16 protein-coding genes are annotated in these 15,776 nt (G+C 59.7%); 2 read left to right on the top strand and 14 right to left on the bottom strand.

The annotated features are described in order from the left end of the window. Nucleotides 1-108 precede the first annotated feature (108 nt). From C1N84_RS04275 to cysG, 10 genes are all read right to left on the bottom strand, one after another. Nucleotides 109-1,152, bottom strand: a complete 1,044-nt coding sequence (locus C1N84_RS04275; protein WP_150361125.1) for a LacI family DNA-binding transcriptional regulator — start codon at nt 1,150-1,152, stop codon at nt 109-111. A gap of 15 nt (nt 1,153-1,167) precedes the next feature. Continuing rightward, complete coding sequence (gene truD, locus C1N84_RS04270; RefSeq protein WP_394541737.1) at nt 1,168-2,211, bottom strand: tRNA pseudouridine(13) synthase TruD; 1,044 nt, start codon at nt 2,209-2,211, stop codon at nt 1,168-1,170. Further along, on the bottom strand, nt 2,208-2,690 hold the full coding sequence (gene ispF, locus C1N84_RS04265) for a 2-C-methyl-D-erythritol 2,4-cyclodiphosphate synthase (protein ID WP_031279680.1): 483 nt from the start codon (nt 2,688-2,690) through the stop codon (nt 2,208-2,210). Before ispF ends, truD begins: the two co-directional genes overlap by 4 nt. Continuing rightward, entirely contained in the window at nt 2,690-3,406 is a 717-nt protein-coding gene (gene ispD, locus C1N84_RS04260) for a 2-C-methyl-D-erythritol 4-phosphate cytidylyltransferase (protein WP_021507349.1), read from the bottom strand. The genes ispF and ispD overlap by 1 nt, the downstream gene beginning before the upstream one ends. Nucleotides 3,407-3,409: 3 nt before the next feature. Continuing rightward, nucleotides 3,410-3,727 (bottom strand): cell division protein FtsB, encoded by a 318-nt coding sequence (ftsB, locus tag C1N84_RS04255; protein WP_021507350.1) that lies wholly within the window; start codon nt 3,725-3,727, stop codon nt 3,410-3,412. Between the two features lie 170 nt (nt 3,728-3,897). After that, a complete protein-coding gene (locus C1N84_RS04250) occupies nt 3,898-4,218 on the bottom strand; it encodes a DUF3561 family protein (protein WP_021507351.1) in 321 nt (106 codons plus the stop codon). Between the two features lie 54 nt (nt 4,219-4,272). Further along, nucleotides 4,273-4,878 (bottom strand): adenylyl-sulfate kinase, encoded by a 606-nt coding sequence (cysC, locus tag C1N84_RS04245; protein WP_104189662.1) that lies wholly within the window; start codon nt 4,876-4,878, stop codon nt 4,273-4,275. After that, nucleotides 4,878-6,305, bottom strand: a complete 1,428-nt coding sequence (cysN, locus tag C1N84_RS04240) for a sulfate adenylyltransferase subunit CysN (RefSeq protein ID WP_058771479.1) — start codon at nt 6,303-6,305, stop codon at nt 4,878-4,880. The genes cysC and cysN overlap by 1 nt, the downstream gene beginning before the upstream one ends. Before the next feature lie 10 nt (nt 6,306-6,315). Continuing rightward, nucleotides 6,316-7,224, bottom strand: a complete 909-nt coding sequence (gene cysD, locus C1N84_RS04235) for a sulfate adenylyltransferase subunit CysD (protein ID WP_021507354.1) — start codon at nt 7,222-7,224, stop codon at nt 6,316-6,318. A 9-nt stretch (nt 7,225-7,233) separates the two neighbouring features. Then, nucleotides 7,234-8,649, bottom strand: coding sequence for a siroheme synthase CysG (gene cysG, locus C1N84_RS04230; protein ID WP_264442066.1), 1,416 nt, complete (start codon nt 8,647-8,649; stop codon nt 7,234-7,236). A gap of 248 nt (nt 8,650-8,897) precedes the next feature. Here cysG and C1N84_RS04225 point away from each other — a divergent pair, with 248 nt between their 5' ends. Further along, nucleotides 8,898-9,917: an aminopeptidase gene (locus C1N84_RS04225; RefSeq protein ID WP_264442064.1), complete on the top strand. Its 1,020-nt coding sequence runs from the start codon at nt 8,898-8,900 to the stop codon at nt 9,915-9,917. Between the two features lie 56 nt (nt 9,918-9,973). Here C1N84_RS04225 and C1N84_RS04220 read toward each other — a convergent pair whose 3' ends face one another. From C1N84_RS04220 to cysJ, 3 genes are read right to left on the bottom strand one after another with little or no spacing between them, the layout of a single operon-like run. Then, on the bottom strand, nt 9,974-10,708 hold the full coding sequence (locus C1N84_RS04220; protein WP_058759741.1) for a phosphoadenylyl-sulfate reductase: 735 nt from the start codon (nt 10,706-10,708) through the stop codon (nt 9,974-9,976). Continuing rightward, nucleotides 10,705-12,429 carry an assimilatory sulfite reductase (NADPH) hemoprotein subunit gene (gene cysI, locus C1N84_RS04215; RefSeq protein ID WP_264442061.1) on the bottom strand — a complete coding sequence of 575 codons (1,725 nt, stop codon included), beginning with the start codon at nt 12,427-12,429 and terminating at the stop codon, nt 10,705-10,707. Before cysI ends, C1N84_RS04220 begins: the two co-directional genes overlap by 4 nt. Further along, nucleotides 12,429-14,231 carry an NADPH-dependent assimilatory sulfite reductase flavoprotein subunit gene (gene cysJ, locus C1N84_RS04210; protein ID WP_150059298.1) on the bottom strand — a complete coding sequence of 601 codons (1,803 nt, stop codon included), beginning with the start codon at nt 14,229-14,231 and terminating at the stop codon, nt 12,429-12,431. Before cysJ ends, cysI begins: the two co-directional genes overlap by 1 nt. A 293-nt stretch (nt 14,232-14,524) precedes the next feature. Between cysJ and queD the strand changes: the two genes are divergently transcribed. Then, nucleotides 14,525-14,887 (top strand): 6-carboxytetrahydropterin synthase QueD, encoded by a 363-nt coding sequence (gene queD, locus C1N84_RS04205; protein ID WP_176428100.1) that lies wholly within the window; start codon nt 14,525-14,527, stop codon nt 14,885-14,887. A 205-nt stretch (nt 14,888-15,092) separates the two neighbouring features. Here queD and queE read toward each other — a convergent pair whose 3' ends face one another. Further along, complete coding sequence (queE, locus tag C1N84_RS04200) at nt 15,093-15,764, bottom strand: 7-carboxy-7-deazaguanine synthase QueE (protein ID WP_021507361.1); 672 nt, start codon at nt 15,762-15,764, stop codon at nt 15,093-15,095. Between the last annotated feature and the right edge of the window lie 12 nt (nt 15,765-15,776).

Raw genomic sequence — 15,776 nt, 5'->3', positions numbered from 1 at the left:
TGCGCCAACTTATTTAATGGCGCATATTAAGTCAACGTGAGGATCGTGAAATTGCGATCGCGCTAACAAAGCGCAACGAAAGCAGGCGGAACGTTTAAGGGGAGAAGATCAGGCGGATTCGCCGGGGATCAATACCGGCTTTAGCGGTGCGCTGCAGCGCGCGTGCGGGCTTAAGCTGCCGTCCAGCTGCGCCATCATCATGGTGATAATGTTTTGCCCCAGCTGCGGATTCTGGTGATCGACGCTGGTCAGGCGCGGGATAAAATATTCGCTGCCGGGGAAGCGCTCGCAGCTGATGACCGCTACCTGCTCAGGCACGTCAATGCCGCGATCGCGTAACGCGCGGATCGCGCCCATCGCCACGCGATCGTTGATTGCCACCAGCGCCTGCGGTTGCTCTGCCTGCTGCCACAGCGTATCAATCGCCTGATAGCCGTGTTCAGGATAGAAGTTATTCAGGCAGATCCAGCTGTCGCGCGGCGTAATGCCGGCCTGCTGCAGCGTGGCGTGGAAATGACTGACGCGCTCGCGCGTCACCCACACTTTGCGCGAACCGCCAATAAACGCGATATCACGCAGGCCGCGCGCCAGCAAATGATTCACCGCCAGCCCGACGCAGTGCTGCTGGTCGCGCATCACGCACGGCCATCGGCCAGCAGGATGCGGCTGCCCCACCACCACCACCGCCATTTTGTCCATCAGCGATTCCAGCAGCGTCAGGTAGCCGGCCGGAATCGGCGCATAGTCGCTGTGGCCGCCGAGCACGATCACCCCATCGATCTGGCTATCGATAATCGACTGAAAAATCGCGCTTTCGTCATCGTCGTGCTGAGGGCTGCGGTTGGCCGACTGGGTATCGTACAGGGTGATTTTGTAACCGATGGCCAGACAGGCCTGCTGAATCTGCGCCACCAGCGTGACGAAGTAAGGGTTAGTGATGTCAGAGACAATCACCGCGAGGGTGTAGCTCTGGCGCGATATCATGCCGCGCGCCATCAGGTTGGGGCTGAACTGATGCTCGGCGATCACCTGTTCCACCCGCGTGCGGGTTTTTTCCGATACCCACGCATGCTTGTTGAGCACGCGCGAGACGGTAGTGATCGACACACCGGCGAGTACGGCAATATCCTTGATGGTGAGATTTTTGCTCATCGTCGCCGGGTTCGCTTATTCGTCGCCGAGCGGGGCCGCCGCGCCGTTGCTCAGCAGCTCACGCACTACGCTGGTGGCAAAACTGCCGGCCGGCAGCCAGAACTGCAGCTCGAGCGTGACGTCATCCCACCAGTTCCATTGCAGATCTTTCGGCACCACCAGCATGGCGCGCCGCGCCGCATCGACGCGTTCACGCTCCAGCAGGCCCAGCAGATCGGCCACGCCCGCCAGCTGCTGCTGTTCAAACGCCAGCGTTTCGCCCTGAGTGCCCAGCTCGCCGCGTCCGGCCAGCGGTGCGGTGATGCGCAGCTCGTGGTTATCCAAACGCTGCTGCAGCGCAGGTAACTCGTCCGTCTGGGCAACAAACCAGCTGCCGCGCCCGCTGAGCTGCAGCGCATCGCCGGGCTGCACGCGATCCAGCGCACCGTCACGCTGCAGGCGCGCGCTGGTCAGCTGATTGAACAGCTGGCTGCGCGCCGCCGACAGCAGAATGCCTTTCATACTGCGGTCGCGTGGACGGAATTTCTCCTCTGCCCACAGGCGCGCCTGCGTCAGGTTATTGCCGCCGCGGCCAAAGCGCTGTTCGCCAAAGTAGTTGGGCACACCCTGCTGCTGAATTCGCTGCAGCCGCGATTCCACCTGCGCGCGATCGGACATCTGACGTACCACCAGACGAAACGCATTGCCCGCCAGCGCGCCGGTGCGCAGTTTACGCTTGTGGCGAATCACCTGCAGGATCTCCACGCCTTCCAGCTGGAAGCCGGCAAGGTTGGGCATCGCCGTGCCCGGCACGCGGAAGCACAGCGTCTGCTCGGTGACTGCATGGCGATCTTTCATGCCGGCATAGCTGAGATCGCGCTGATGCACGCCGAGAAATTTGGCGATTGCCTCAGCGACAAAACGCGTGTTGCAGCCAATTTTACGGACGCGCACCAGCAGCTGCTCGCCTTCGCCGTCATAGGGATAGCCGAGATCTTCAATTACCACGAAATCTTCGGGACTGGCTTTGATCACCCCGGTAGCAGCGGGCACGCCGTGCAGGTAGAGCAGCTCACTCATGCACGATCGGCCTTCACCAGCAGCGCCACGGCTTCGCAGGCAATGCCTTCACCGCGACCGGTGAAGCCCAGCTTCTCGGTGGTGGTGGCTTTGACGTTGACATCATCCATGTGGCAACCGAGATCTTCGGCGATGTTGACGCGCATCTGCGGCACGTGCGGCAGCATTTTCGGTGCCTGAGCGATGATGGTGACATCGACGTTGCCGATGCGGTAGCCCTTCTGCTGGATGCGACGCCAGGCTTCGCGCAGCAAACCGCGGCTGTCGGCGCCTTTGAATGCCGGATCGGTGTCCGGGAACAGTTTGCCGATGTCGCCCATCGCCACCGCGCCCAGCAGCGCGTCGGTCAGCGCATGCAGCGCCACATCGCCGTCAGAATGCGCAATAAAGCCCTGTTCGAAGGGAATACGCACCCCGCCAATCACCAGCGGACCTTCGCCGCCAAACGCGTGCACGTCAAAACCGTGACCGATACGCATCATGCGTGCTCCTTTAACTGAATCTGAGTGAGATAGAAGGCCGCCAGCGCCAGATCTTCCGGCCGCGTTACCTTAATATTGTCGCTGCGTCCGCTGACCAGCTCAGGATGATAGCCGCAATACTCCAGCGCCGAGGCTTCATCAGTGATGGTCGCGCCTTCATTGAGCGCGCGCGTCAGGCAGGCGGTCAGCAGCGCATGCGGGAAAAACTGCGGCGTCAGCGCATGCCATAAGTCATCGCGTTCGACGGTATGCGCAATGGCACCTTTGCCGGGCTCCGCGCGCTTCATGGTGTCGCGCACCGGTGCCGCCAGAATCGCGCCGACTTTGCTGTGCTCACGCACCGCCAGCAGACGCGCTAAATCATCAGGATGCAGACACGGCCGCGCCGCGTCGTGCACCAGCACCCAGGCGCTGTGGCGGATGGTCTGTAATCCGGCCAGCACCGACTCGGCGCGGGTTTCGCCGCCGGTGACGCGCAGCACGCGGGCATCCTGCGCCAGCGGCAGGCTATCGAACCAGCCGTCATCCGGGCTGACTGGCACCACCACCTGCTTTACCGCCGGATGCGCCAGCAGGCGCGCCACGCTGTGTTCGAGCAGGGTTAATGGACCGATAGTGAGATACTGCTTCGGACAGGCGGCCTGCATGCGGCTGCCGATACCGGCAGCCGGCACCACGGCAATCACATCCGCAGAGGAAGAGAGCTGATTCATGGTTTATCGTTGTTGGTTCTGCGCCGCTTGTTGCGCATTACGTTTGTTTTGGTCTGGCACCAGACGATAGAAAGTCTCGCCAGGCCTGATCATGCCCAGCTCGCTGCGTGCGCGTTCCTCAATCGCCTCTGAACCGCCATTGAGATCGTCAATTTCGGCAAACAGCTGATCGTTACGCGCTTTGAGTTTGGCGTTATTCGCCTGTTGTGACGCCACGTCTTCGCTGACGCGCGTGTAATCATGGATACCGTTCTTGCCCAGCCACAGGGAGTATTGCAACCATCCCAGCAGCACGAGCAGCAGTAACGTCAGTTTTCCCATCCCCGCCCCCTGAAAAACGGCTCAATCATCCCATAACTTGACGCCGGACTCCACTGCGGCAGCGAAAATGGCGCGCAAGCAGATTTGTCTGGACAAATAATGACGGGGAAAGCGCCGGACGGCAGGTAAAGTTTTGTAACCTGCCGATGCGTTTGCACATCAGCGCCGGATTACCAGCCGGAGAGAAAGGAGAACAGCAGCCAGAACAGGCACACCACCACCAGGGCGGTGATCAGGCCGCTCCACCACAGCCGGCCACGCAGCATCAGGCTGAGCACGATGCCAATCAGCACCGAAACCGGCAGCAGCGCAAGGAAAAAAGGCCAGGTGTAGAGAAAGAAAAACAGCGTGTTAGAGCCGTACAGCAGAAACGGGATGCCCAGCGCACACCAGTACGAGAGAAAGCCGATCACGCCGCCCGGCAACGATGAGCGTGGCTCATCCGGGGTGCGTTCATCTTTGCGTGCCAGCATGGGGGTAACGTTCTGCATAGAGATCCTGTTGACGCTAAAGCGCGGCAAACCGTGAGATTTGCCGCTGTCGGTTCAGGATCTGATGATATCGTGGTGGCGCAGCAGGTCTAACAATTGGCCGGTCAGTTTTGTAACCAATTGTTCACCATCCAGCTGGATTTCCGGCGCGTCTGGCGCCTCGTAAACGCTGTCGATACCGGTGAAGTTACGCAGCTCGCCGGCACGGGCTTTTTTATACAAGCCTTTCGGATCGCGCGCTTCGCACACCGCCAGCGGCGTATCGACGAACACCTCGATAAACTGTCCGTCACCGAGCAGATCGCGCACCATCTGGCGCTCGGCACGGTGCGGCGAGATGAACGCCGTCAGCACCACCAGTCCGGCATCCACCATCAGTTTCGCCACTTCACCCACGCGCCGGATATTCTCTTTGCGGTCTTCATCGCTGAAACCGAGATCGCGGCACAGGCCGTGACGCACATTGTCGCCGTCCAGCAGATAGGTGCTGACGCCCAGCCGGTGCAGTGACTGCTCCAGTACACCGGCCACGGTAGATTTACCCGAGCCAGAGAGCCCGGTAAACCACAGCACCACGCCACGATGGCCGTGCTGCTGTTCGCGTTCAGCGCGCGTGACCGGATGGTCATGCCACACCACGTTTTCGTCGTGCTGCGCCATTACTGACCGCCCAGCAGGTCGCGTGCGTTCCAGTGCGGGAAGTGACGGCGCACCAGCGCGTTCAGCTCCAGCTCGAAATCACTGTACTGGCCAGCCTGACTGCGCGCGGCGCTCAGCGGCTGATGGATCATGCCGGCACCGACGGTCACGTTGCTCAGGCGATCGATAAAGATCATGCCGCCGGTCACCGGGTTCTGCTGGTAAGCATCCAGCACCATCGGTTCATCAAACGTCACTTCTACCAGACCGATGCCGTTGAGCGGCAGGCTGTCGACCGCGCGTTTTTCCAGCGTATTGATCTCCACCTGATGGAGAATCTTTTCGACGCGGCCACGCGCTTTCTTGCCGGCAATTTTCACTTCATAGCTTTGTCCCGGCTGCAGCGGCTGTTCCGCCATCCACACCACGTCGACGGTCGCGGACTGCACCGCCTGCAAATCGGCTGCGGCATCCACCAGCAGATCGCCACGGCTGATGTCGATCTCATCGTTCAGCACTAGGGTAATCGCCTCACCGGCGGCCGCCTGCTGCAGGTCGCCGTCAAAGGTGACGATACGCGCAACGCTGGATTCCACGCCGGACGGCAGCACTTTCACCCGCTGGCCGACGCTGACCACGCCCGATGCCAGCGTACCGGCATAGCCACGGAAGTCGAGGTTCGGCCGGTTAACATACTGCACCGGGAAGCGCATCGGCTGCGTGTCGACCACGCGCTTCAGCTCTACCGTTTCCAGCACGTCGAGCAACGTCGGGCCGCTGTACCACGGCATGGTTACGCTCGGGGTGGCGACGTTATCGCCTTCCAGCGCCGACATCGGCACAAAGCGGATATCAAGATCGTCCGGCAGCTGCGCGGCAAAATCGAGGTAATCCTGTTTGATCTGCTCGAAGGTCTCCTGGCTGTACGCCACCAGATCCATCTTGTTGATCGCCACCACCAGATGTTTGATACCCAGCAGCGTGGCAATAAAGCTGTGGCGACGGGTCTGATCCAGCACGCCTTTGCGCGCATCGATCAGCAGGATCGCCAGATCGCAGGTTGAGGCACCGGTCGCCATGTTGCGGGTGTACTGCTCGTGCCCCGGCGTGTCGGCGATGATGAACTTGCGCTTCTCGGTGGAGAAATAGCGATAGGCCACATCGATAGTGATGCCCTGCTCGCGCTCGGCCTGCAGGCCATCGACCAACAGCGCCAGATCGAGTTTCTCGCCCTGGGTGCCGTGGCGTTTGCTGTCATTGTGCAGCGACGACAGCTGATCTTCATAAATCTGGCGCGTATCGTGCAGCAGACGGCCAATCAGCGTACTTTTGCCGTCGTCGACGCTGCCGCAGGTGAGGAAACGCAGCAGGCTTTTGTGTTGTTGCGCGGTCAGCCAGGCTTCAACGCCGCCCTGCTCGGCAATCTGTTGGGCAATAACGGTATTCATCGGCGTCTCCTTAGAAATAACCCTGACGTTTTTTCAGTTCCATCGAACCGGCCTGGTCGCGGTCAATCACGCGCCCCTGACGTTCACTGGTGGTGGAGACCAGCATCTCTTCAATGATTTCCGGCAGCGTCTGCGCCTCGGATTCCACCGCGCCGGTCAGCGGCCAGCAGCCGAGGGTACGGAAACGCACCATACGCTGCTTAATCACTTCACCCGGCTGCAGGTTGATACGATCGTCATCAATCATCATCAGCATGCCGTCGCGCTCAAGTACCGGGCGCGGTGCAGCCAGGTACAGCGGCACGATTTCGATGTTTTCCAGGAAGATGTACTGCCAGATATCCAGCTCGGTCCAGTTGGAGAGCGGGAACACGCGGATGCTTTCGCCTTTGTTGATCTGGCCATTGTAGTTGTGCCACAGCTCCGGACGCTGGTTTTTCGGATCCCAGCGGTGGAAACGATCGCGGAACGAATAGATACGCTCTTTGGCGCGCGACTTCTCTTCGTCACGGCGTGCGCCACCGAACGCCGCATCAAAACCGTATTTGTTCAGCGCCTGCTTCAGGCCCTCGGTTTTCATGATGTCGGTGTGTTTGGCGCTGCCGTGCACGAACGGGTTAATACCCATCGCCACGCCTTCCGGGTTACGGTGCACCAGCAGCTCTGCGCCCATCGCTTTCACGGTGCGATCGCGGAACTCGTACATTTCACGGAATTTCCAGCCGGTATCAACGTGCAGCAGCGGAAACGGCAGCGTGCCCGGATAGAAGGCTTTGCGCGCCAGATGCAGCATCACCGAGGAGTCTTTACCGATGGAGTACATCATCACCGGATTGCTGAACTCGGCCGCCACCTCGCGGATGATATGGATACTCTCTGCCTCCAGCTGGCGCAGATGAGTGAGACGATTTTGGTCCATAATTTTTCCTCAAGCCAAATTGACAACGGCGGACTCGCGAGCCCCCTGCTGTGCCGAATGTTGGAACCAGGCAAGTTGCCCGTGCAGATTCACCACTTCGCCAATCACTAATAGCGCTGGCGTCGGCGCGGCAGCTGCCAGCGCCTCGAGTTGTGCTAAGGTGCCGGTCAGCACCTGTTGATCCTGGCGCGTGCCGCGACCAATCACCGCCACTGGCGTTGACGGCGCGCGGCCGTGTTCGATCAGCCCGGCGGCAATTTCCGCCGCTTTCACCGTGCCCATGTAAATTGCCAGCGTCTGACGCGCGCGCGCCAGCGACGGCCAGTCGATACCGTCGCCGTCGGCGCGGCAGTGACCGGTGATAAACAGCACGCTCTGGGCATAATCGCGGTGGGTTAACGGAATACCGGCATATGCGGTAGCGCCCGCGGCCGCGGTGATGCCCGGCACCACCTGGAACGGAATGCCCGCTGCCTGCGCCGCCTGCAGCTCTTCGCCGCCGCGGCCAAAAATAAACGGATCGCCGCCTTTCAGGCGCACCACGCGCTTGCCCTGCTGCGCCAGCGTCACCAGCAGCTGATTGGTCTCTTCCTGCGGCACCGAATGGGCGCCGGCGCGTTTGCCGACGCAGATACGATCGGCATCGCGTCTTACCAGCTCCAGCACCTCGTCGCTGACCAGATGGTCATACAGCACCACATCGGCCAGCTGCATCACCTGCAGCCCGCGCAGCGTCAGCAGACCGCTGTCACCTGGGCCGGCACCGACCAGCGTGATTTCACCCTGATTATCGGAGGTGTTTTCCAGTTCACGATCGAGCGTGCGGCGCGCCTCGTTGACGTTGCCCGCCGCCATCTGGCTGGCAAACAGGCCATTAAAAGCCCGCTCCCAGAAGCGACGACGGTCGGACATTTTGTGGTAGCGCTGTTTGACTTTGTCGCGCCACTGACCGGCCACTTCGGCCATCTGCCCGAGATTGGCGGGCAGCAGCGCTTCGATTTTTTCACGCAGCAGACGCGCCAGCACCGGCGCGGTGCCGCTGGAGGAGATCGCCACCACCAGCGGTGAGCGGTCAACAATCGACGGGAAGATAAAGCTGCATTTCGGCTGGTCGTCGACCACATTCACCAGCTTGTGGCGCGCATTGGCGGCATCAAACACCTGCGCGTTGAGGGCGTTATCGTCGGTGGCGGCAATCACGAGGAAAACATCGTCCAGCTGCGCCGCGTCGAAGTGCTGAGCAATCCACTCGATGGCGTTAATGTCGTGCAGCGCCTGCAGTTCATGGCCGAGCTCGCGCGCGGCTACCCGCACGTGCGCACCGGCACGCCGCAGCAGCTCAATTTTACGCGCAGCGATTTCGCCACCGCCGACCACCAGCACCGGACGGTTTTTGAGATCGGCAAAGAGAGGCAAGTAATCCACGTTAACCTTGTTAGTTTTACAATAAGTTAACGCGACTATACGTCCCCGCCTTCTGGCAGATGAAATTACGAATTAGCATGAGTAGTTACCAAATGGAATAACGCACCGGGATTGCTGATAACAATTTGTGCTTAACAAATGATATTGCTGGTGTTTCGGAGCGATACAAATTGTGCAGGCGGCGTCACAGTTTCATACTAACTCAGAATTTTTTTACCCTGACGGGATGTCAGAAAAGGACAACCACTATGTTTGCCACTCTCCGCCGCAGCGTGCTGGCAGCACTGATTGCCGGCGGTTTGCCTCTTTTGGCGCAGGCTGCAGCGATCGCCCCAGGCCACTTTGCCGAACAGCAACTGCGTCACATCGCCACCTATTTCCCCGGCCGCATGAGCGGCAGCCCCGCCGAGCTGATGACGGCAGATTATCTGCAGCAGCAGTTCACCCAGCTCGGTTATCAGAGCAATACCCGGCAGTTTAATACCAGCTATAACTGGCTGGAGAAACAGGGCATCACGCGCCGCCATAAAGTGACGGCGACCTCGGTGATCGCCGCACGCGCCGGCAGCGTGCCGCAGGAGATTCTGATCGTCACCCATCTGGATACCTGGACGCCGCTCAGCCAGCACGAGGCAGACAATAATCTCGGCGGCCTGCGTTTGCAGGGCGTGGACGATAACGCTTCCGGGCTGGGCGTGATGCTGGAGCTGGCGCAGGCGCTGAGTCAAACGCCGCTGCACTATGGCGTGCGCTTTGTGGCGCTGAGCGCAGGCGAAGCCGGTTTACACGGTATGGATGATTATCTGGCGCGCATGAGCATGCAGGAGAAGAAAGATACGCTGCTGGTGATCGATCTGAATAGCCTGATCGTTGGCGATCGCCTCTACTTTAATAACGGCATGAATACGCCAGCGGCGGTACGCAAGCAGACCAGCGCGCGCGCCCTCCAGATTGCGCACCGTTACGGCATCACGGCCGCCAGCCACGTGCTGAACGCACGCGATTACCCCGGCGTTAATCCGTTTGATAAAGCCGGGATTCCACTGCTGGACGTCACCGCAGCCAACTGGGCGCTGGGCAATAAAGCCGGTGAGCAGCAGCGCGCGCGCTCACCTCACTTTCCGGAGGGTACGGTGCGCCACCAGACCGGGCGCGATAATCTGACTTACATCGACCACTGGCTGCCGGGGCGCATCCATCAGCGCACGCGCGACAGCGTACGCATTTTGCAGCCGCTGCTGACGGAGCTGGCTAATCCGACGTTGTAAGATCTTGCCGGTTTTTGCGGGTGCGCACCGCTGCGCACTCGCAGCAATTGCGCCCGTCAGCCTTCGTGTAACCCGCATTCGCGTTTGAGGCCGAAAAAGCGTGTCTCTTCCTCAGCCATCCCCGGCTCCCACTTGCGCGTGGTGTGCGTGTCGCCCACGGAGAGGTAACCTTCGTCCCACAGCGGATGGTACTTCAGCCCATGCTGCTTCAGATACTGGTGCACCTGACGGTTATCCCAGTCGATGATCGGCAGGATTTTGAACACGCCACGCTGCACGGCCAGTACCGGCAGGCTGGCACGGCTGCCGGACTGATCGCGGCGCAGGCCGGCAAACCAGGTCTGCGCACCCAGCGTTTGTAGCGCGCGGTTCATCGGCTCGACTTTGTTAAGCTGGTTGTACTGCTCGATCCCTTCAACGCCCTGCTCCCACAGCTTGCCGTAGCGCGCTTCCTGCCACGCCGGTGAGGTTTCGGCGCGGAAGATCTGCAGATTCAGGTTCAGCTGCTGCGTCAGTTCATCAATGAAGCGGTAGGTCTCAGGGAACAGATAACCGGTATCGGTAAGGATCACCGGAATATCCGGGCGCTGCTGCGTGACCATGTGCAGCAGTACCGCCGCCTGAATACCAAAACTCGACGACAGCACAAAGGCGCCCGGCAGCTGCTCCAGCGCCCAGCTGACGCGCTGTTCGGCAGAGAGCTTTTCCAGCTGGACGTTGCTTTCCGCCAGCGCCATGATGCGATCGACTTTGCTGCCGCTGTTCAGGCTGGCGAGATCGGGTAGTGTCATACTGCCTCCGGGTCCCAGAAATCACGGGCGGGATCGACCACCGGCTGCACAATGCCCGCGCGAATCACGAAGTCACCAAACCCTTCATCCGCCGTGCGCTCGCTGGCCCAGCGCGCCACCAGCTCATTGATGCTGGCGAGGATTTCGTTTTCCGTGATGTTTTCGCGGTACATGCGCGGGATGCGCGTGCCGATGCGATTACCACCAATATGCAGGTTGTAACGGCCCGGCGCTTTGCCCACCAGGCCCAGTTCGGCCAGCATGGCACGCCCGCAGCCGTTCGGACAACCGGTAACGCGTAACACTATGTGCTCTTCGCCGACGCCGTGGCGGTGCATGATCTCCTCCACTTTGCTGACGAAGGATGGCAGGAAGCGTTCGGCTTCAGCCATCGCCAGCGGACAGGTCGGGAAGGCCACGCAGGCCATGGAGTTTTCACGCTGCGGCGTGACCGCTTCCATCAGGCCGTGCTCACGCGCAATGGCTTCAATCTGCGCTTTCTGCGCCTCCGGTACGCCGGCCACAATCAGGTTCTGATTGGCGGTCAGGCGGAAATCGCCCTGATGCACTTTGGCAATCTCCGCGATACCGCGCTTCAGCGGACGGCCCGGATAATCCAGCAGGCGACCGTTTTCGATAAACAGCGTCAGGTGCCATTTCTTGTCGATGCCCTTCACCCAGCCGATGCGATCGCCACGGGTGGTAAATTCGTACGGGCGAATCGGCTCGAAGGTCAGGCCGGCACGCTTCTCGACTTCGGCTTTAAAGGTCTCGACGCCGACGCGCTCCAGCGTGTATTTGGTTTTGGCATTTTTACGATCGGTACGGTTACCCCAGTCGCGCTGCGTGGTGACCACCGCTGCGGCCACATCAAGGATCTTCTCCACCGGCAGGTAGCCAAACTCGCTGGCGGTGCGCGCGTAAGTGGCTTTGTTGCCGTGCTCAATCGACAAGCCGCCGCCGACCAGCAGGTTAAAGCCAATCAGCTTGCCGTTCTCCGCAATGGCGATGAAGTTCAGATCGTTCGCGTGCAGATCGACATCATTGTGCGGCGGCACCACCACGGTAGTTTTAAACTTACGTGGCAGATAGGTCTCACCGAGGATCGGCTCCTGATCGGTGGTGGCGACCTTCTCCTGATCCCACCAGATCTCGGCGTAGGCGCGGGTCTGCGGCAGCAGGTGCTCGGAAAGCTTTTTCGCCCACTCGTACGCTTCCTGATGCAGCTCTGACTCCACCGGGTTCGAGGTACACAGCACGTTACGGTTGACGTCGTTGGCGGTGGCCAGCGCGTCCAGTCCGACTTCATGCAGCATCTGGTGAGTTGGCTTGACGTTCTTCTTCAGAATGCCGTGAAACTGGAACGTCTGACGGTTAGTCAGGCGAATGCTGCCGTACAGCGTTTTGTCGGTGGCAAATTTATCAATCGCCAGCCACTGCGTTGGCGTGATGATGCCGCCCGGCAGACGGCAGCGCAGCATCATCGCATGTCGCGGTTCCAGCTTCTGCGCGGCGCGCTCGGCGCGGATGTCGCGGTCATCCTGCTGGTACATGCCGTGAAAACGGATCAGCAGGAAGTTATCGCCGGTAAAGCCGCCGGTCAGGCCATTGTCGAGATCTTCTAAAATGGTGCCGCGCAGGTAGTTGCTCTGCTTTTTCAGACGCTCGGCGTCGGAAAGTTTGCCTTCAACCACCAGCGGTCCAGGATGTTTTTCGCTCATTAGTAAACGTCTCGCTGATAACGGCGCTCAATGCGCAGCTCACTTAAAAATTCGTCAGCGGTTTCACGATCCATGCCGCCGTGTTCGACCACCACATCCAGTAATGCCTGTTCAACGTCTTTCGCCATGCGATTGGCGTCGCCGCAGACGTACAGGTGCGCGCCCTCTTCAATCCAGCGCCACACTTCCGCCCCTCTGGCGCGGATTTTATCCTGTACGTAAATCTTTTCGGCCTGATCGCGTGACCACGCCAGATCGATATGGGTCAGCAGACCGTCTTTAACGTATTTCTGCCACTCTACCTGATAGAGGAAATCTTCGGTGAAGTGCGGATTACCAAAGAACAGCCAGTTTTTACCGCTGGCACCGTCGTTTTCACGCTGCTGCATGAAGGCGCGGAACGGGGCAATGCCGGTGCCCGGGCCGATCATGATCACTGGCGCATCCGGATTGGCCGGCAGGCGGAAATTATCGTTATGCTCGATGAACACGCGGATTTCGCCATCTTCTTCCAGTCGATCGGCCAGCCAGGTAGAAGCGCCGCCGCCGCGCTGACGGCCGTCAATTTCATAACGCACCGCGCCGACGGTGATATGCACTTCGGTTTCGTTCTCCGCCTGCGACGAGGCGATGGAGTAAAGCCGCGGCGTCAGCGGACGCAGCAGGCCAGTCAGCTGGCCGGCGTTCAGTTCGGTGGGCGCCTGGCGCACCATGTCGACAATCGGGAAACTCTGCGCGAAGCTTTGCAGCTTCGGCTTGTCGCCCGCCAGCGCCAGCAGCGCCTCGTTGCGCGACAGGGCTGCATACTGCTCGACGATCTGCGGCGTGTTGACCGTCAGCTCAAAATGTTTCTGCAGCGCCTCGGCCAGCGGCAGGGTTTCTCCGCGCACCTCGACCTGCTCATCGCCTTTCAGCCATACCAGCTGCAGCAGCTCCTGCACCAGTTCCGCATCGTTTTCATACCATACGCCGAGCGCATCGCCTGGCTGGTAACGCAGACCGGAATCACCCAGATCGATTTCGATATGGCGCACGTCTTTATCTGAGTTGCGACCGGTAATTTTCTGGTTCAGGGCAAAGCTGGCGGTGAGCGGCGCTTCTTTGGTGTAAGGACTGCTGTCCACCAGATTGACGCTGCCAGCCGCGCTGGCTGCCAGCTGCGCTGCCGGTTCCGCCGGCACGCGTGCTTTGAGAATATCGGTGAGCTGCAGCCGCCAGGCGCTGGCCAGTTCGCTGTATTCAACATCGGCATCCACGCGATCCAGCAGGCGTTCGCCGCCCAGTTCAGCCAGACGCTGGTCGAAGTCTTTACCGGCCTGACTGAAAAATTCATAGGAGGTATCGCCAAGACCAAATACGGCAAAGGCGGTATCACTCAGCTTCGGCGCTTTCTTCGACAGCAGGAATTTATGCAGCGCCACCGCCTCTTCCGGCGGTTCGCCCTCGCCCTGCGTTGAGGTCACGATGACCAGCAGTTTTTCCTGACCGATCTGTTTGAATTTATAGTCGCCGGCATTCACCAGGTTGACGCTCAGTTTCGCCGCCAGCAAATCGTCACGCAGCTGCTCGGCCAGCCGGCGCGCATTGCCGGTTTGGGAGGCGGAGATCAGCGTAATGCCCGGCACCTCAGCGGCGACTGGCGCAGGCGCGGCAACGGTGCCCGGTGCCTGATTAACCATGCCCCAGAAGTAGCCAGAGAGCCATGCCAGCTGCGTTGGATTGAAATCGGTGGTCGCGGCCTGTAAGCGCGCAATTTGCTCCGGGGATAGCGGAAGCATCGCTGGGGGTGCCTGAGTCGTCATCGCGTTAAAAATTCCAGTGTCAGAAATCCGTACCGGGAAGCGGCGGAAGAGTGGGTAGGTTACCGGCCTGTATATTAACGATTAAATAAGGCTTCGACATAATAAATAACCAAAATGACTAAGTGGTTTTTTGGGTCAGACTAACCAGTAAAAGTGGTAAATAAAGTTGTAGTAATTCAATCAGTTAATTTACGGCGTAAACGGCAGATCAGCAGAAATGCCCTTTTCAGCGCTGGCGGGTGCGAAAAATCTGCTTTTCAGGTAGACTTCAGCGGTTTTTACGTCTGAGAGCCATTATGTCTACCACGCTGTTTAAAGAGTTTCAGTTTGAAGCGGCCCACCGCTTACCTCACGTGCCGGAAGGGCATAAATGCGGTCGTCTGCACGGCCATTCATTTCTGGTGCGACTGGAAATTACCGGTGAAGTGGATGCGCATACCGGTTGGGTAATGGATTTTGCCGAACTGAAGGCGGCGTTCAGGCCGATCTACGATCGCCTCGATCACCATTATCTCAACGATATTCCCGGTCTGGAGAACCCGACCAGCGAAGTGCTGGCGAAATGGATCTGGGATGAGATGAAGCCGATTCTGCCTGAACTGAGTGCGGTGATGATCAAAGAGACCTGCACCGCTGGTTGCGTCTATCGCGGCTGACAGCCGCGGTAAAGGTCAGAAGGTCGCCATCAATGGCGACCCTGCGGTGCAGTGCGGTTTTACAGGGTGCGCATTGATGCGCATCGGGTACCATTGGCCAGGTCGCCATCAATGGCGACCCTACGGTGTAATGCGTTTTACAGGGTGCGCATTGATGCGCACCAGCCACAATTGCGTTGATTTTGCCGGGTGCGCATCGGGTGAATCAGGCGATATTCAGGTATTTGTGCGTCTGCATCGAAAGCCGCCAGTTGCGGGCAATGCAGGTTTCAATACACAGTCTGGTCGCCGCCTCGCCACGGCTGATGGGCTGCAGCGCCACAATGCGTTTTTTCTCATCCTGCAGGCCAGCCAGCAGCGCATCCAGCGCTTCCACATCCCGCTCGCGCGCCACCGGATGTTTGATCTCATCGGCACGCTGCAGCGCCTGCGGCAGCACATCGTAGCCACCCCGCATGTTCACTTTCGGCGACACCGTCACCCAGGTGGCAGCGGAACAGTGCACTTCATGCGTGCCGCTGGTTTCAATCTGACACTGAAAACCGGCCGCTTCCAGCGCTTCGGTCAGTGGACGTAAGTCAAAAATTGCCGGCTCACCGCCGGTGATTACCACATGGCGGGCGGTCCAGCCCTGACGCTGAATGCTCTCAATCAGCGTGGCCGCATCGGCGCTGCCCCAGGCATCGCTCTCCACGGTTTTGACCAGAATGTCCCCCAGCGACGTCTCCCGATCCGCCCGCGTTTCCCAGGTATGTTTGGTATCACACCAGCTACAGCCCACCGGACATCCTTGTAAGCGGATAAAGATGGCCGGCACGCCGGTGTAAAAACCTTCGCCCTGCAGCGTCTGGAACATTTCGTTAATCGGGTAGAACATTTTTTACTCACG

This window comes from Pantoea sp. SGAir0418 (assembly GCF_043529865.1).
Note: the sequence above shows the minus strand (reverse complement) of the source record. Positions and strands in the feature narration are given on the sequence as shown.